The sequence below is a fragment of the Brevundimonas sp. EAKA genome, from assembly GCF_000698025.1.
Taxonomy (GTDB): Bacteria; Pseudomonadota; Alphaproteobacteria; order Caulobacterales; family Caulobacteraceae; genus Brevundimonas; species Brevundimonas mediterranea_A.
In genome coordinates, this window is record NZ_JMQR01000067.1 from 1 (window position 1) to 16,549 (window position 16,549).

The window sequence follows — 16,549 nt, forward strand, 5'->3', positions numbered from 1 at the left end:
GGGCGTGGTCGTGCCGCCGCTTGGCTTCGCCAAGCGCGTGCTGCCGAACGGGCTTGAGGTCTATACGGCGCGCGACGCCGACACCTCGAACGTGACGGTCCAGGTCTGGTACAAGGTGGGGTCCAAGGACGATCCCGCCGGCCGCTCGGGCTTCGCCCACCTGTTCGAACACCTGATGTTCAAGGCGACGAAGAACCTGCCGCCCGAGACCTTCGACCGGCTGACCGAGGACGTGGGCGGGTCGAACAACGCCTTCACCGCCGACGACACCACCGCCTATTTCGAGACCGTCCCCGCCAACCACCTGCAGCGGATGCTGTTCGCCGAGGCCGAGCGGATGGGCTCCCTGGTCGTGGACGAGCCGACCTTCGTCGCCGAGCGCGACGTGGTGAAGGAGGAATACCGCCAGCGCATTCTGGCCAATCCCTACGGCCGGCTGTTCGGCCTGTTCGTGCCCGAGACCCTGTATCAGGAGAGCCCCTATCGCCGCGCCGGCATCGGCTCGATCGAGGAGCTCGAGGCCTCGTCCCTGGACGACGTGCTGCGCTTCCACGCCACCTATTACCGGCCCGACAACGCCTATCTGATCGTGGCGGGCAATTTCGACCAGGCCCAGTTGGACCGCTGGATCGACCAGTATTTCGCCCCGCTGAAGAACCCGACCACGCCGCTGCCGGCCAATAATGTCGTCGAGCCCGAGCCGACCGGCCCGCGCGACGCCACCTATTATGCGCCCAACGTGCCCCTGCCCACCGCTGTCGTCGGCTGGCCGACGGTCAAGTACGCCGACGCCGATCGCGCCGCCCTGACCGTGCTGGACGGCATCCTGTCCACCGGCGAGTCGAGCCGCCTGTACCGGTCGCTGGTCTATGATCAGCAGATCGCCGCCCAGATCGGCTCGACCCCCGACTTCGCCCAACAGGCCGGCAATCTGACCGCCCTGGCCATCATGGCCCAGGGCCATACGGCCGAAGAGGGCGTGGCCGCCCTGAACGCCGAGATCGCCAAGCTGCGCGACGCCCCCGTCACCGCCGCCGAACTGACCGAGGCCAAGAACGAGATCGTCGCCGACGCCCTGCGCAGCCGCGAGACGGTGGACGACCGCGCCACGGCGCTGGGTTTCGCCCTGATCAACACCGGAGACGCCGCGGCCGCCGACCGCGAGATCGCCCAGATCCAGGCCGTCACGGTCGCCGACATCCAGCGCGTGGCGCGCAAATATCTGACGCCGCAGCGCCAGGCGACGATCCGCTACCTGGCCGCCGACGAGCAGAACCCGCCCTCGGTTCAGAAGATGAACGTCGACGCCCCGGTCAAGGTCGCCGACCTGGCGCCGGCCGGAACCCCCGCCGTCCTGCTGCCCGAGGCCCAGCGCACGCCCCTGCCGCAGCCCGGCGCCGAAGTGGCCCCGGTCACGCCCAGCGTCGCCGACTTCCGTCTCGACAACGGCCTGCGCGTCCTGGTCGCCCCGACCGACGGCCTGCCGCTGGTGTCGGCCCGTCTCAGCTTCGACGCCGGCTCGGCCGACGATCCGGCGGGCAAGGCCGGGATCGCCGCCATGACCGCCGCCCTGCTGACCCAGGGCACCAAGACCAGGACGGCGCCCGAGATCGCGACCCAGATCGAACAACTGGGCGCCTCGGTCGGCGCCGGCGCCGGCGCGGACTTCACCAATGTCTACGCCAACGCCCCGGCCAACGCCTTCCCGGCGACGGTCGCCCTGATGGCCGATCTGGTGAAGAACCCGGTCTTCGCCGCCGAGGAGCTTGAGCGTCAGCAGGCCCAGGCCCTGGACGGCCTGCGCGTCGCGCTCAGCCAGCCGAGCTCCATCGCCAGCATGACCGTGGGCCGCGTCATCTATGGCGACGCCCCCTATGGCGCGACGCTCACGCCACAGACGGTGCCGGCCATCACCCCCGCCGACGTCGCCGCCTTCCACGCCGCCCGCTATCGGCCGTCGGACGCCACCCTGGTCTTCTCGGGCGACATCACCCCCGCCGCCGCCCGCGCCCTGGCGCAACAGGCGTTCGGCGACTGGCGCCCGGCCGGGACGGCGCCCGCCGGCGCCGCCAATCCCGCAGGTCAGGCCCTGGCCCCGCGCATCGTGGTGGTGAACCAGCCGGGCGCCGGTCAGGCCGCCGTCACCGCCGCCATCCGCGGCGTGTCGCGCACCGACGCCGACTATTTCCCGCTGACGGTGGGCAACACCCTGCTGGGCGGCGGCTTCTCGTCGCGGCTGAACCAGGAAATCCGCATCAAGCGCGGCCTGTCCTACGGCGCCGGATCCTCGCTGGGCGTCCGCGCCGACGCGGGTCTCTTCACCGCCTCAGCCCAGACCAAGAACGAGACCGCCGACGAGGTCGCCGACCTGATCCTGGCCGAGATCGCCAAACTGGGCGCCGAAACCCCGACCCAGACCGACCTGGCCCCGCGCCGGGCCACCCTGATCGGCGGCTTCGGCCGCTCGCTGGAGACGGTCGACGGCCTGGGCGCCCTGGTCGCCAACCTGGCCCTGTACGACCTGCCGATGAGCGATCTGGCCGACTACGCCGGCCGCGTCCGCGCCGTGACGCCGGAACAGGTCCAGGCCGCCTTCGCCGACCACCTGCCGGTCAATCGCGCCAGCCTGGTGATCGTCGGCGACGGTTCGCTGTTCCTCGACGCCCTGCGCGCCAAACACCCGAACCTGGAGGTCATCGAGGCCGGGGACCTGAACCTGAACAGCGGCGCGCTGAAATAAAGGCGGCCATCTAGACCCCGTCATCCTCGGGCTTGTCCCGAGGATGACGGGTTAACGGCCCGCCTCAAACCGACAGACACACCACCTGCGCCACGCGCAGGTCCCGCCGCAGGGCATCCGCCACCCGGCCATAGTTGTCGATGGTCACCGGCTCGCCCAGCGCCACCTCGTCCGCGCGCTGTTCGCCGCGAATGGCGGGAGCGAAGGATTCCGGCGCCGTGGTGTAGATTCGCCCCCGGCGCGGGGCCTCGGCGATAGTGACCCCCAGGACGCGGCCGCGTCCATCCATCACCGGCGCGCCCGACAGACCCGACAGGGTGCCCTCCAGTCCGTCGGTGCGTCCGACCTCGGCCCAGGCCAGGACCGGCTCGTCACGGGCGCCGCGCCCGAACACCTTCAGGGTCTCGCGACCCAGCAGGCGCGAGGTCACCTCGCCGGCCCGCCCTTGGGGGAAGCCGGGATGAAAGGCGCGCTGGCCCTTGCGCAGCGGCGTCTGGGCGGCGACCGGCAGGGCGAGCGGGCCGCCGTCGGTAATGAGCAGCGCCACGTCGGCGCGGGGCGCCAGGCGCACGTCGGCGGCCACGGCCCGGCCGCCGCCGATCACCAGGGCCGGGCGACGACAGCCCTCGACCACATGGCGGGCGGTGATCCAGCGGCCGCGCCCGGCGATGGAAAAGGCGGTGCCGGAGCGGGGCCTGAACGGCGTGTCCGGCGCGTCCAGGGTGACGGCCGCATCGAAGGGGGTGACGGGTCCCAGCAGGGCGCCCTCGATCTCGTCCGGCGGCGGCGGCGCGGGCGGAGCGTCGGCGTTCTCGCGCCGGCCCAGCGACACGGCCAGCAGCACGCCCGCGACCGCGCTGTAGATGGCCCAGTCCGGCAGGCGGGGGAATTGCATGGGTCAGCCCGCCGATCAGCCGGTCAGGGCGGCGGACAGGATCACGGCCGTGGCGAGCTTGGCCCCCACCAGGACCACGGCGGCCGAGACCTCGCCGTCCTTGATCCGCTGCGGCAGGCCGTGCAGCATCAGGTCCACGACCCGGAAGGCCAGCAGTTGCAGCACCAGGGTCGCCACCCCCCAGATGGTGATGTCCCGAACCGAGGTCGAGACCGACAGGGACACCGCCAGCGGAATGGCCAGACCAACCAATATCCCGGCGAAGGCCACGGCGGCGGCCGGATTGCCCTCGCGGATCAGGGCGATCTCCTTCCACGGCGTCAGCATGGCGTAGATCGCCGCCCCCGCTGCGAGCAGCAGCAGGGTGACGGCCAGGTGCATGACCATGACCGGAAAGCCCGAGGCGAAAGCCTGCACCTCGGCGCTGGACAGAACGTCGGACAGTGATGGGTCCATATCCACACGCCTTGCCCGATTGCCGCCCCAATCCGCAAGCGCGGCGAAGCAACACCTTGTGACGAAAGATTACAGACCGTCGTCCTTCGGCGTGTTCGCTCGCGCCTTGGCCAGGGCCGCGCTCTCGCGTTTCAGCGGCTTGGCGACCGGGCAGACCTCCTGGACATAGCCGTTCAGGGTGTTGGTCAGTTGGTCGGGCGCCAGGCTGTAGTGAACGTACTGGCCCTTCTTTTCGCTGGTCACCAGACCCGCGACCTCCAGCACCGACAGATGCTGGGACACCGCCGGCTTGGAGATCTCGAACTTGGCCGCGATCTCGCCAGCGGTCAGGTCCGCGTGGGCAAGATAGGCTAGGATTTTGCGACGGACGGGACTGGAAAGGGCTTCGAACACGCGTTGCATAGGGCGGTATTTAAGCGATTTGCTAACCGCTTGCCAGTGACTCATTTCGGTGTTTAAGTGATTACCTAACTACCTACCGGGAGGCGCGACATGCACCACCATGATCCCTGCGCCGTGAACAGCCTGGTCGCGACACCCGGCTGCAGCCCGACCGAGGGTCGGGTGGTCTGGGACCCGCTTCATTCGCTGTGGAACGGCGGCATGCTCGCGGCCACCCTGATCTTCGGCGCCATGACCTTCAGCCTGGCCGCTGTCGCGGCCTTCGTGGTCACGACGGGGGCGACCCTGCTGCTGGGCCATTCGGTCGGATTCCATCGCCGGCTGATCCACGGCAGCTTCGAATGCCCGCTGTGGCTCGAGCGGGTTTTGGTCTGGTTCGGGACCTTGGTCGGCATGAGCGGTCCCTTCTGGATGATCCGCAGCCACGACATGCGCGACTGGGCCCAGCGCCAGACCGCCTGCCACGACTATCTGGCCCACCGGCGGCCTATGGCGGTCGACGCCTGGTGGCAGATGCACTGCCGGCTGGTGCTGGAACGACCGCCGCGTTTCGATCTGGGCCGGATCGGCCGCGATCCCTTCTATCGGTTCCTGGAACGGACCTGGATGCTGCAACAGCTTCCTGTCGCGGCCGGGCTTTGGCTGATGGGCGGCTGGAGTTTCGTAGTCTGGGGCGTCTGCGCCCGGGTCTCGGCCAGCGTCATCGGCCACTGGTTCGTCGGCCATCAGGCCCACCGTCGCGGTCCGCAGACCTGGCTGGTACGCGAGGCGGGCGTCCAGGCCCATGACGTGCCCTGGGCCGCCATCCCGACCATGGGCGAGGCCTGGCACAACAACCATCACGCCTATCCCGGCTCGGCGAAGATCGGCCTCTATCCCGGCCAGAGCGACTGGGGGTTCCGGTTCATCCAGGTGCTGGAACGGCTGGGTCTGGCCTGGGACGTGCGGACGTCGGAGACGATGACGGAGCGGGCGGCTCAGTTAGGGCGAGCTTCGGCATGAACCGCGAGCGCATTCCCTTCGACCATCTGTTTCGCGCCTTCATCTTCGGAGCGGTCGCGGGCGGAGCCAGCTTTTCGGGTCAACTCATTTTTTTGGCCATGTGGGATCAGCTTTCAGCAACGGACTATCCGACACACCTCTTCGCTTGGCTGATTGGGATAATCCTCTTCTTCAGCGTGGCTACGCCCGTCTTTCTCATCGGCATCGTGATGGTGGGCTGGCCAGCCTGGGCCATGACGCACAGAATGGGGCTGCGCTCGCCTTTGGTCGGGGCCGTGATTGGCGCGCCCAGCGCGAGTCTGGCCCAGTGGATTCTCTGGCCTATCGTTCCGCCATACCTGCTCATTTTTCCCGGCGCGGCCGCAGGCTATGTCGCTTGGTGGATGGTCTACAATCGTCCGTTCAGGCCGCTTCCGCCCCCGCCGCCTGCTCCGCCTTCCTGAGCGCGCTCGCCCGCACCTTCTCGCTCTCGGACTTCAGCTGGCCGCAGGCGGCCAGGATGTCGCGGCCGCGCGGCGTGCGGATGGGGCTGGCGTAGCCGGCCTTGTTCAGGATGGCGGCGAAACGCTCGATCGTCTTCCAGTCCGAGCATTCGTATTCGACGCCCGGCCAGGGGTTGAACGGAATCAGGTTGATCTTGGCCGGAATGCCCTCGATCAGCTTCAGCAAGGCCCGCGCCTCTTCGGGACTGTCGTTGACGCCCTTCAGCATGACGTATTCGAACGTCACCCGCCGCGCGTTCGACAGGCCCGGATAGGCCCGGATGCCCGCCATCAGCTGGTCCAGCGGATATTTCTTGTTCAGCGGCACCAGGACATCGCGCAGGGCGTCGTTGGTGGCGTGCAGGCTGATGGCCAGCATGGCCGCCGTGCGCGTGCCAAGGGCGTCGAGCTGCGGCACCACGCCCGAGGTCGAGACCGTGATCCGCCGACGCGACAGGGCGATGCCCTCATTGTCCGAGATGATGTCGATGGCGTCGGCGACATGGTCCAGATTGTAGAGCGGCTCGCCCATGCCCATGAAGACGATGTTGGACAGGCGGCGGTCTTCTTTCGGAGACGGCCATTCCTCCAGGTCGTCGCGGGCGACCTGGACCTGGGCCACGATCTCGGCGGCGGTCAGGTTGCGGACCAGCTTCTGCGTGCCGGTGTGGCAGAAGGTGCAGTTCAGGGTGCAGCCGACCTGGCTGGACACGCACAGGGCGCCGGCCCGGCCCACGTCGGGGATATAGACGGTCTCGATCTCGATGCCCGGGGCGGTGCGGATCAGCCATTTGCGGGTGCCGTCCTTCGACACCTGGCGTTCGACGATCTCGGGCCGGGCCAGGGTGAAATGCTCGGCCAGCTTGGCCTGCATGTCCTTGGCCACATTGCTCATGGCCGAAAACTCGGTGACGCCGTAGTGGTGGATCCAGCTCCACACCTGGCTGGCGCGCATCTTGGCCTTTTCGGGCGGACAGACGTTCGCGTCGATCAGCGCCTGGCGCAGGCCCGCGCGCGTCAGACCGGACAGGTTGACGGGGGCCTTCAAAGCGGGCGCGTTGGAGACACGGGAAAGATCGAGCGTGATGCTCAAGGCGGCGATCCTGGATGCGGTTTAGCCGGCCTATATAGCACGAACCCCGGCAATTGCATGGCCGGGCGGTTCCCGACCCGACTACAGCCCCACGTCCCACACCCCAGCATCGCGCATCCGGGTCAGTTTCGCCTCTTCCGCCCGGCCGCCCATTTCCTGGGCCATGCAGCGCACGGCGGTGGAGACTGTGGTCTTGTGCACGCCAGGGATCAGGGCATGGGCGAAGGCGGCGCCGGCCAGCCGCAGCAGGCGGAAACCGAAGACGGCCGAGGCGGCCATATGCTGGAGATAGGTCTCGCCGACCTGGCGGGGGTGCTCGCGGAACAGGCGGTCGAACGCCGTCGAACCCGAGCGGGCGCGGTCGATCGTCGTCTGGCTCATGCGGCGGCTCCGGGTGTTCGCGAACGCCGATGGTCATGTGGGAGCGGGCCTGACGCAAGCCTTGTTTTGCAACCGCCCGAAACAAGCCGCCGCCGAGCCCATCGTCATGCGCGAGAACTCGGGCTAGAGTCGCGTCTCGATCAAGGAAATCTCGATGACGCTTCGCTCCACGGCCGCCTCGACCCTCGCTCTTGCGGCCGCTCTGCTGGCCTTCGCCGGTCCGGTCCTTGCGCAGTCTCCGGCGCAGTCCGGCCCCAGCTATCTTCCCTATGACGCCCGGCGCGGAGTCTTCAGTTTCGCCGCCGGCCTGGAGGCCTCCCTGCCCGCCGTGGTCCAGGTGACGACCCTGGGCCAGTCGCGCGGCCCCAGCTCGGACGCCGACGATCCCAAACCCTACGCCTCGGGCTCGGGCGTCATCGTCGACGCGGCCCAGGGCATATTGATCACCAACAACCACGTGGTCGAGAACGGGCGGAAATTCACCGTCGACCTGACCGACGGCCGCCTGTTCGACGCCGTCCTGGTCGGGGCGGACAAGGCCACCGACATCGCCGTGCTGAAGATCGTGCCCGACGGCCGGCCGCTGAACCTGAAACAGGTCCAGACGGTCGATTCCGACACCCTGCGGACCGGCGACCTGGCCTTTGCGGTCGGATATCCGCTGGGCCTGGACCAGACCCTGACCATGGGGGTCATTTCGGGCCTGAACCGTTCGGGCCTGGGCGACGCCGTCGAGGACTATATCCAGACCGACGCGGCCGTGAACTCGGGCAATTCGGGCGGGCCGCTGCTGGACAGCCGGGGGCGGCTGATCGGGATCAACACCTCGATCCTGTCGGGCGGCATGGGCGGGGGCAATGACGGCATCGCCTTCGCCGTGCCCACGCGGATCATGCTGTATGTCGCCGACCAGCTGCGCGCCCACGGCGAGGTCAAGCGCGGCGAGACCGGGGCCATCTTCGCCTCCCTGACCGCCGAACGCGCCCGCGAGATGCGGCTGGGCATCGTGCGCGGGGCCGTGGTCGCCGACGTGGCCCCCGGCTCGCCGGCCGAACGGGCAGGCCTGCGCGACGACGACGTCGTCACCCGCATCCAGGGCCGGCCGGTGGCCAACGCCGGGTCGGTCAACGCCACGGTCGGCGTCGCCGCGCCGGGGTCCAGCCTGAACGTGGTCTATCTGCGCGCCGGGCACGAGGCCACGACCGCCCTGACGGTTGCGACCCCCGTCGAGGGCGCGGTCCATATCGGCGCGGACCGGGTGCTGGCTTACGGCGCCACCCTGCGCGACCTCGATGGCGAGGTTCAGGTCGTCGCTGTCGAGGGCGGCTCGGCGGCGGCCCAGGGCGAACTGATCGCCGGCGACATCATTACTTCAGTCGGGGGCGCCCCGGTCGCAGACGCCCGCGCGGCGGCCGAGGCCCTGCGCGGATCGGCGGGCGCGACCGCGGTCGAGGCGCGCCGCAATGGCGATACGGTGACGGTGAACCTGGAAATCCCTCTTACGGCCTGAGGGCGCGGCCTAAAGGCTTCGGGTCGGGCGCCGACCGTGGCGCATCCGACCCGAGCCTGGCTCCAGAAAGAAACACCCGCCTTGCCTGGGAGGGGGAGGGGATCGGCAAGGCGGGCGCTCGCTTGGAGGAAGCATCGGCCGCCGGAGCCTTTTGTGGAAACATCCAGGGGGCTGGGGGGGCTGTTCAGGATCCGGACGCTTCCGAACTCCGACGAGCCGATGATCGGTATCTCGCCTTCCAAACGGGCGGGCGAAGGAACGAAACAGGGCCATTTGGTGTCGCGGGCGTTTTCTTCCCCGCCAGACCCCTCTGGCGCCGCTCGCCGGGGCGACTAAGTTCAGACCATGAGCATGACCCCGCACGAGGCCCAGCCCCAATCCGGCACGGTCTTCTTTGAACGGCGCGAGCTGGACCTGATCCTGCGGGTCTATGGCCGCATGGTCGCCCAGGGGGAATGGCGCGACTACGCCATGGTCGGCCACAAGGACTTCGCCGAGGTCGCCGTCTTCCGCCGGTCGGGCGACGCCCCCTTCTACCGCATCGAGAAACGCCCGGCGCTCCAGGTGCGCCAGGGCCAGTGGGCGATCATCGGCGAAGGCGGCCAGATCCTCAAACGCGGCCGCGACCTGGCCCAAGTCCTGCGGGTGTTCGACGGCCGGAAGTTCCAGGTGGTGGATTAAGACGGGCCTATTTCTTCGACGGCCGCGAGACGGCCCCGTACTCCATGACGACTATCAACTGCGGGCGTCGACGCCCGCCCGAAACGACTAGGGGTTTCAGGACGAAATCCACTCGACTCGCGGAATCATAAGAAGGTGAGTTGAGACCCGCCATGAAGAAGTACCGCCCGTCGGGTATCTTCGGAAAGCTGAACACGCCGCCGGAACCGCATTCGACATCTTGGACATAGGCTGGGCTTTCCGGCCAAGCCCAGCGATGCAGCCCCGGAACGCCGCTTCGCCACTCGCCGCCGGGCTCCAGCGCAAAGCCAAATCGATGTTCCAGAACCCAGCGATGATGCGGCGTGTCTGGGATCAGTCTGGCGGACAGCCCCTCGCAGGTCAGAGTTTCCGGCTCCACCGGCCGAGAGCCGTCCGGCGTCGCAACGATTGTAGGAGTCTTCACCTCGACATTGCCCGAAAGTGGAAATCCCTCGCGTTCGAACCAGGATTGCTCGACGGCCCCCGCATGCAAACGTTGCGAAACTTCTCGTTCCTCATTGGCCCTCTGAATGGCGGCCAATGTCAGGCACCCCCCGAGCGACGACGTCATGAGCAAGCTTGCGACAAGCCCAGCCAAGCACCGTCCGCGTTTCCACATCGCTCACCCCCATTTGGTCGAGCCAAGGCGTAAACACTATGCCGCAAAAAGAAAGGGCCCCGCGAGGGGCCCTTTCCGCATCCGTCTTGCGACAGGTCTTAGTTCCGGTTGCCGCCCATGAAGGCCAGCAGGAATTGGAACAGGTTCACGAAGTTGATGAACAGGCTCAGGGCGCCGAAGCCCGTGGCCACGCCCATGGCGTTCTGGTCGCCGCCCAGGGCGTAGTAGGTCATCTTCAGACGCTGGGTGTCATAGGCGATCAGACCCGCGAAGATCAGCACGCCCAGGCCCGAGATGATCAGGTACAGGGTCCCCGACTGCATGAACATGTTGACGATCATCGCGACGATCAGGCCGATCACGCCGAAGATCAGGAAGGTGCCCATGGCCGTCAGGTCCTTCTTGGTGGTGTAACCCACCAGGCTCAGACCGCCGAAGGCCGCCGCCGTGACCAGGAAGGTCGAGGCCAGCGAGGCGCCGGTATAGCGCAGGAACAGGACGCCCAGGCCCGCGCCGATCGAGGCGACCACGGCCCAGTACAGCAGATTCACGCCCTTCGCCGTCGGGTTCTTCATGAAGAACATCGAGCCGAACAGCAGCACCAGCGGCGAGAACTGGACGATCATGCCCAGCATGGTCAGGCCGACGCGGCCGTCCGGCGTCACGCCGAACAGCAGTTGCTGCACCGCCGGCACATTGCCGGTGACATAGGCCAGGGCCGCCGCGACCACGAGGCCCAGGGCCAGCTTGTTGTAGACGCCCAGCATGAAGCCGCGCAGGCCGGCGTCCACCGACATGTCGGCCGTCTGCGGCAGGGGGCGGGCGTAGCCGTTGTTGAAATCGCTCATGGCGACGTGCTTTCTCCGATTGGCCGGAGAGACTTCTCCGATCACAGGGCTCGAATATCGTGAGCCACAGGCTCCACTGCAAGGAAAACCGGACTTGGAGGGCGCGGTTCCTGCCGCTACCTTCGGTCGCATGTTGCGCCTGTTCACCGCCCTGACCCTGCCGCCGGACGTCGAGGAGACGCTGAAACGCCGCCAGTCTGGCCTTCCGGGCGCGCGCTGGCGGCCCCTGGACGCCCTGCACGTCACCCTGGCCTTCTACGGTGAGACGGACGAGCGCCGGGCCGACGACCTGGCCTCCGAACTGGCCCGCGTCGCTGGCGGCCCCTTCGAGATCGTGTTGAAGGGCGTCGGCGCCTTCGGCGACGACCACCGCAGCCACACCCTCTGGGCCGGGGTCGAGACGCCCAACGAAAGGCTGGCCGTCCTGGCGGGCCGCTGCAAGAAGGCCGGCGAACGCGCGGGCCTGAGGCTGGAGGCCCGCGACTACCGCCCGCACGTCACCCTGGCCTATCTGAAGCCCCAGACGAACCCGGACCGGATCGGCGCCTGGATGGCGGGCCACAATCTGCTGCATTCGCCGCCCATCCGCATCGACCGTTTCGGCCTCTATTCCAGCGTCCTGACCGGCGACGGCAGCCAGTACGCGCTGGAGCGGGAGTATCTACTGTGACCTACGCCGTTTCGCCGTACGTGACCCTCGGCCCGACGCTGGAGACCGCGCGGCTGATCCTGCGTCCGCCGGCGGTCGAGGATTTTCCCCGCTGGGTCGAGTTCATGGCCGATGAGGAGACCGCCCGTTTCATCGGCGGCGTCCAGCCCCCGCCCCAGGTCTGGCGCACCCTGTGCGCCGTCGCCGGCATGTGGGCCCTGACGGGCGAGGGCATGTTCTCCATCCTGGAAAAATCGACGGGTCTCTGGGTCGGCCGGATCGGCCCCCTCCACCCCTATGGCTGGCCGGGCCGCGAGGTGGGCTGGAGTCTGCACCGCGACGCCACCGGCAAGGGCTATGCGGTCGAGGCGGCGGCCGCGACGATAGACTACGCCTTCGACGTTCTGGGCTGGGACGACGTGATCCACTGTATCGATCCCGACAACCTGCCCTCGGCCCGGGTGGCGACGCGGCTGGGCTCGGTCAATCGCGGACGCGGCCAGTTGCCCGAGCCGATGCAGGATCATGTGATCGACCTGTGGGGTCAGACGCGCGCCGACTGGGCCGTCAATCGGGCGCGCCTGAACCCCTGACGGCAACCGAAGGCCGGCTTGCAACGTATCCGTTTTTCAAACCCGAACGAGGATACGCCCGATGATCCGCGCCGCCCAGATTACCGCCTCCCTCGTCGCCGCCGCCCTGATCGCCCTGCCGTTCGCCGCCCTGGCCCAGTCGCGGGCCGTCGATCTGGACCGGTTCGACGGCCGCTGGTTCGAGATCGAGCGCAGCCATAACGACGTCCAGAAGGACTGCAGCCGGGCCCAGATCGACTTCACGCGTCAGGATCGACCCGACCGCTACGGCATCGTCGTCACCTGCACCCGCCGCGCCGACGGGCGCAACGAGGTGCTGCGCGCCAACGCCCGCATCGCCGACACCACGACCAACTCCAAATTCCGCTTCACCCTGCCCGGCCTGCTCAGCTTCGGCGGTCTGGCGGGCCAGAACTACTGGGTCTGGGACCATGATCCGGAATACAGCTGGGCCATCCTGGCCCTGCCGAACAAGTCCGACTGGTGGATCTGGCATCGCGACCAGAGCGTCTCTGCGGCGGAACGCAGCCGCCTGATGGCCCGCGCCCGCGCCCTGGGCCTGGACATGAGCCGGGTGGTCAGCACGGGGCGCTGAGAGGCCCGGATCGACGTCGCAACACGCCGCGCTCGCCCGCCCCCAAGCCTTAAGGCCGTATTATCCCCCTGGTCCGCACGACTACTGAATAGTCAAGCTGGACGAACGCAGTTACCCGTGACATCGCCCTCAACCACGGAGCGATCATCGTGACCGACTGCTGCGCCCACAACACCCCCACCCTGTCGCGCCGGAGCGCCTTCGGTCTGATCGCCCTGGGCGGCGGCGTCAGCCTGCTGTCCACCCTGGCGCCCGGCGTCGCCCGGGCGCGGGGCCACACCGAAATCCTGCTGCTGACCTGCATGGACTATCGCCTGACCGATGACACCATCGCCTATATGGAAGGCCACGGCCTCCATGACAAATACGACCACGTCGTCCTGGCCGGCGCCTCGCTGGGCGCTCTGACCGACAAATTCCCCAGCTGGGGTGAGACCTTCTGGACTCACATGGACGTCGCCATCGACCTCCACCACATCCACAAGGTCATGGTGATCGACCACCGCGACTGCGGCGCCTACAAGGTCCTTCTGGGCGCCGAGACCGTCGATACGCCCGACAAGGAACTGGCGGTCCACACTCAGCAGCTTCACGCCCTGCGCGACGCGATCAAGCAGCGCCACCCCCACGTGGAGGTCGAACTGGCCCTGATGGATCTGGACGGCGATGTCGAGGAGATCGCCTGAGGCGCATCCCCTCCCAGGAGCCCGTCCATAATCCTGAGCCCGATCGGGGCCGCCGGACGATCCGCCGCTTGCGCCCGGAACGTATCCGGAACATAAATCCGGCATGGCCGCCACCGCAGTCTCTCTCGAACTGGTCTTCAGCCGGCCGGAAACCACCCTGTCGGTCACGCGGGGGGCGGCGCGGCTGATGCTGGACATGGGCTATGCGCCCCTGCTCGAGGTCTGCCTGCCCAATGGACGGCGGGCCGACGTCATGGCGGTCGGGCCGAAGGGCGACATCGTCATCTGCGAGGTCAAGTCAGGGGTGGAGGACTATCGCGTCGACCGCAAATGGCAGGAATACGGGCCGTTCTGCGACGCCCTGTATTTTGCGGTCGCGCCGGAGTTTCCGCAGGACGTCCTGCCGGAGGCGCCCGGGCTTATCGTGGCCGACGGCTTCGGCGGGGCGGTGGTGCGGACGGCGCCGGTCAGTCCGCTGGCGCCGGCGCGACGCAAGGCCCTGACCCTGGCCTTCGCCCGGCTGGGGGCGATGCGGACGATGCGGGATTAAATCAGAGGCGGCGGAAGACGGCGGAGGCGAAACCTTCGGCCGTCAGGCGCGCCTCGACCTCGGCCAGGGCCTCGATTACGACCCCGCCCTTGTCTCCGGTGGAATGGATGATCCGTTCGGCGTCGATCATCAGGGCCGAATGGCCGGTCCAGTCCTGATCGCCGCCGGGCGCCAGCCAGACCACGATGTCGCCGCGCAGGTGCGGGCCGGCGGGGGCCGCCTGGCCCAGTTCGGCCTGGGCGTCGGAGCGACGCGGACCGGGCAGGCCGCAGGCCAGCAAGGCCTGCTGCACTAGGCCGGAACAGTCGGTGGAGACGGATGAGCGGGCGCCCGGTTCGTGCGGGCGGCCCAGCAGGCGCTCGGCCACGGCGGCCAGGTCGCGTTCGAAATCGCCGACGGGTTGCAGATCGGTCTCGGCCAGACCCTCGGCCGTCTCGACCACCAGGGCGTTCAGCGGCAGGGCGGCGTCCACGGCGGCGACGGGGCGGGTCGGCAGGGGCGCCCCGGCCGACAGACTGTCCAGCACCACCCAGCCGACCACGCCGTCGCGGCGCGCCCGGCCCCAGGCCCGACCGTTGGCCCGGTCCAGGACGTCGAAGATCTCGCCGTGCAGCAGCTGATCGATGCGGGCGTCGCGGTCCGACAGGATGTCGGCCACGGCGACGCGGCAATGCATGGGCTCGGTCTTGCGATAGGCGGACGCGCGCACCAGCCCTTCCAGCGCCTGTTCGGCGAGGTCGGGGCGAGCGAGGCGGTCGCCGGTCGGAAGAAGGTCGAGGACGTCGGTCAAACGTGGACTCGCATGGTTGAACCCAAACCCTATCGGCAGATGCCGAAGGGGCCGTTAACAGCCGTCTTTTTTCTGAAAGAAATCAACAGAACCGCGTTTTCAAATAGTGGAAACAAGCCCTTAGGGCCTGAGCCTCGCCGCCTTCGGGATAGCCGGGCCGGGCGCGGGGGTTCCAGGCGAAGATGTCCATATGCGCCCATGCGCCGGTGGTCGGGGCGAAGCGCTGCAGGAACAGGGCGGCCGTCACCGACCCCGCCTGGGCCCCGGCCGAGGAGTCGTTCTTCAGGTCGGCGATCTCGGTGTCCAGAGCGCTGCGATAGCCGGCCCACAGCGGCATCCGCCACAGGGGATCGCGCACCGCGGTCGCCGCCGCCAGCAGGCCCTCGGCCAGGGCGTCGTCGTCGGTATAGAGGGGCGGCAGGTCCGGCCCCAGGGCGATCCGCGCCGCCCCGGTCAGGGTGGCGAAGTCCAGGGTCAGGTCGGGCTCATGCTCGCCCGCCCGCGTCAGGGCGTCGGCCAGGATCAGCCGTCCCTCCGCATCAGTGTTGCCGATCTCGATCGTCAGCCCCTTGCGGCTGTTGAGTATGTCGCCCGGCCGGAAGGCGTCGGCCGAGACGGCGTTCTCCACCGCCGCCACGATGACCACCAGCCGCACCGGCAGATCGGCCTGCATGACCAACCGCCCCAGGGCCAGGGCGTGGGCCGATCCGCCCATGTCCTTCTTCATGTTCCGCATCCCGGCGGCCGGCTTCAGGTCCAGCCCCCCGGTGTCGAACACCACCCCCTTGCCGACCAGGGCCACCAGGGGCAGATCGGCCTGGTCCAGCTTCCAGCCGATCTCGATCAGGCGCGGGGCCCGGTGCGGCGCGGCGGCCCGGCCGACGGCGTGGACGGCGGGATAGTTCGCCTCCAGCAGGGCGTCGCCCTCGGTCACCGTGATCGCGGCCCCGGCGCTCTCGGCGATCTCGCGGGCGATGGTCTCGATCTGCAAAGGCCCCATGTCGGCGGCGGGGGTGTCGACCATCTCGCGCGCCAGGGCGCAGGCGGCGACGATCCGCGTTGTCTCGGCGAGGTCCAGCCCCTCGGGCGCGACCAGCCGGACCGGCGTCTTGTCCGGCCTGGCCTTGTAGCGGTCGAAGACATAGGCCCCCAGCAGGAAGGCCAGGGCGGCGGCCTGGGCCTGATGCGGCTCGGTCTCCAGACGATAGAGGCCGCCGGGCAGGCGGGCGGACAGGCCCCGCGCCGCCATCGGATCGAAGACCGGACCCGTTCCGACCAGGACCTGGCCGATCCCGTCGCCCTGGGGCGCGATCAAAAGCTGACCCGGCTTGCCCTCGAACCCGTGCAGATCGGCCCAAGGGCGCACGGCGCCGTCCAGCGCCTGATCCGGACCGACGAAGCGGATCGGCACGGCGTCTGCGCCGTCTTGTGCGGCGACCAGCAGGGGATGGAATACGGACATGACGGGCCTTCTTAACCAACAGTTGACGCGAACCGGCGAGTCTGGGGGCGACCGAGGACCGTCAGGACTCCACCCATGTCGCCCATGCCCGCCC

General features: G+C 68.7%; 19 protein-coding genes. 10 read left to right on the plus strand and 9 right to left on the minus strand.

All coding sequences use genetic code 11. The features are described from left to right. Positions 1–2,740, plus strand: a 2,740-nt coding sequence (locus ER13_RS10675) for a pitrilysin family protein (RefSeq protein ID WP_035309116.1), incomplete at its 5' end; no start/stop codon positions are given. 64 nt (positions 2,741–2,804) lie between these two features. Here ER13_RS10675 and ER13_RS10680 read toward each other — a convergent pair. From ER13_RS10680 to ER13_RS10690, 3 genes are all read right to left on the minus strand, one after another. Beyond that, positions 2,805–3,635, minus strand: coding sequence for a serine protease (locus ER13_RS10680; RefSeq protein WP_035309119.1), 831 nt, complete (start codon positions 3,633–3,635; stop codon positions 2,805–2,807). A 15-nt stretch (positions 3,636–3,650) separates the two neighbouring features. Beyond that, positions 3,651–4,091 carry a DUF350 domain-containing protein gene (locus ER13_RS10685; protein ID WP_008263805.1) on the minus strand — a complete coding sequence of 147 codons (441 nt, stop codon included), beginning with the start codon at positions 4,089–4,091 and terminating at the stop codon, positions 3,651–3,653. A gap of 69 nt (positions 4,092–4,160) precedes the next feature. Next, entirely contained in the window at positions 4,161–4,493 is a 333-nt protein-coding gene (locus tag ER13_RS10690; RefSeq protein ID WP_008263381.1) for a metalloregulator ArsR/SmtB family transcription factor, read from the minus strand. A gap of 90 nt (positions 4,494–4,583) precedes the next feature. On the opposite strand from ER13_RS10690, the gene ER13_RS10695 reads away from it, so the two are divergent. Together ER13_RS10695 and ER13_RS10700 are read left to right on the plus strand one after the other, a co-directional pair. Then, positions 4,584–5,495 carry an acyl-CoA desaturase gene (locus ER13_RS10695; protein ID WP_035309121.1) on the plus strand — a complete coding sequence of 304 codons (912 nt, stop codon included), beginning with the start codon at positions 4,584–4,586 and terminating at the stop codon, positions 5,493–5,495. Next, positions 5,492–5,938, plus strand: a complete 447-nt coding sequence (locus ER13_RS10700) for a hypothetical protein (protein ID WP_035309123.1) — start codon at positions 5,492–5,494, stop codon at positions 5,936–5,938. The genes ER13_RS10695 and ER13_RS10700 overlap by 4 nt, the downstream gene beginning before the upstream one ends. Here the strand turns inward: ER13_RS10700 and rlmN are convergent. Together rlmN and ER13_RS10710 are read right to left on the minus strand one after the other, a co-directional pair. Further along, the gene (gene rlmN / locus ER13_RS10705) at positions 5,898–7,070 is read right to left on the minus strand and encodes a 23S rRNA (adenine(2503)-C(2))-methyltransferase RlmN (RefSeq protein ID WP_035309125.1); all 1,173 of its coding nucleotides are present in this window, start codon (positions 7,068–7,070) and stop codon (positions 5,898–5,900) included. The genes ER13_RS10700 and rlmN overlap by 41 nt on opposite strands. Positions 7,071–7,151: 81 nt before the next feature. Beyond that, a complete protein-coding gene (locus tag ER13_RS10710; RefSeq protein ID WP_008263032.1) occupies positions 7,152–7,451 on the minus strand; it encodes a DUF6356 family protein in 300 nt (99 codons plus the stop codon). A gap of 154 nt (positions 7,452–7,605) precedes the next feature. On the opposite strand from ER13_RS10710, the gene ER13_RS10715 reads away from it, so the two are divergent. Beyond that, complete coding sequence (locus ER13_RS10715; RefSeq protein ID WP_008264152.1) at positions 7,606–8,961, plus strand: trypsin-like peptidase domain-containing protein; 1,356 nt, start codon at positions 7,606–7,608, stop codon at positions 8,959–8,961. A 345-nt stretch (positions 8,962–9,306) separates the two neighbouring features. Continuing rightward, entirely contained in the window at positions 9,307–9,642 is a 336-nt protein-coding gene (locus tag ER13_RS10720) for a DUF2794 domain-containing protein (RefSeq protein WP_008262258.1), read from the plus strand. A 7-nt stretch (positions 9,643–9,649) separates the two neighbouring features. Here ER13_RS10720 and ER13_RS18435 read toward each other — a convergent pair whose 3' ends face one another. Together ER13_RS18435 and ER13_RS10725 are read right to left on the minus strand one after the other, a co-directional pair. Further along, positions 9,650–10,204, minus strand: a complete 555-nt coding sequence (locus tag ER13_RS18435) for a hypothetical protein (protein ID WP_155988141.1) — start codon at positions 10,202–10,204, stop codon at positions 9,650–9,652. 176 nt (positions 10,205–10,380) lie between these two features. Continuing rightward, positions 10,381–11,130, minus strand: coding sequence for a Bax inhibitor-1/YccA family protein (locus ER13_RS10725; protein WP_008263679.1), 750 nt, complete (start codon positions 11,128–11,130; stop codon positions 10,381–10,383). Positions 11,131–11,260: 130 nt separating this feature from the next. Here ER13_RS10725 and thpR point away from each other — a divergent pair, with 130 nt between their 5' ends. The 5 genes from thpR to mmcB all read left to right on the plus strand — a co-directional run bounded on the left by thpR (position 11,261) and on the right by mmcB (position 14,203). Beyond that, a complete protein-coding gene (gene thpR, locus ER13_RS10730) occupies positions 11,261–11,800 on the plus strand; it encodes an RNA 2',3'-cyclic phosphodiesterase (protein WP_008264190.1) in 540 nt (179 codons plus the stop codon). Continuing rightward, entirely contained in the window at positions 11,797–12,372 is a 576-nt protein-coding gene (locus ER13_RS10735) for a GNAT family N-acetyltransferase (protein WP_035309129.1), read from the plus strand. Before thpR ends, ER13_RS10735 begins: the two co-directional genes overlap by 4 nt. A 61-nt stretch (positions 12,373–12,433) precedes the next feature. Continuing rightward, the gene (locus ER13_RS10740) at positions 12,434–12,967 is read left to right on the plus strand and encodes a lipocalin family protein (RefSeq protein WP_035309131.1); all 534 of its coding nucleotides are present in this window, start codon (positions 12,434–12,436) and stop codon (positions 12,965–12,967) included. Between the two features lie 149 nt (positions 12,968–13,116). Next, positions 13,117–13,653, plus strand: a complete 537-nt coding sequence (locus ER13_RS10745; protein ID WP_035309133.1) for a carbonic anhydrase — start codon at positions 13,117–13,119, stop codon at positions 13,651–13,653. Positions 13,654–13,756: 103 nt separating this feature from the next. Continuing rightward, positions 13,757–14,203, plus strand: a complete 447-nt coding sequence (gene mmcB / locus ER13_RS10750; protein WP_035309135.1) for a DNA repair putative endonuclease MmcB — start codon at positions 13,757–13,759, stop codon at positions 14,201–14,203. Position 14,204: 1 nt separating this feature from the next. On the opposite strand, the gene ER13_RS10755 is transcribed toward mmcB, so the two are convergent. After that, the gene (locus ER13_RS10755) at positions 14,205–14,993 is read right to left on the minus strand and encodes a C40 family peptidase (RefSeq protein ID WP_035309137.1); all 789 of its coding nucleotides are present in this window, start codon (positions 14,991–14,993) and stop codon (positions 14,205–14,207) included. Between the two features lie 82 nt (positions 14,994–15,075). Next, positions 15,076–16,455 carry a M17 family metallopeptidase gene (locus ER13_RS10760; RefSeq protein WP_035309140.1) on the minus strand — a complete coding sequence of 460 codons (1,380 nt, stop codon included), beginning with the start codon at positions 16,453–16,455 and terminating at the stop codon, positions 15,076–15,078. Positions 16,456–16,549 lie beyond the last annotated feature (94 nt).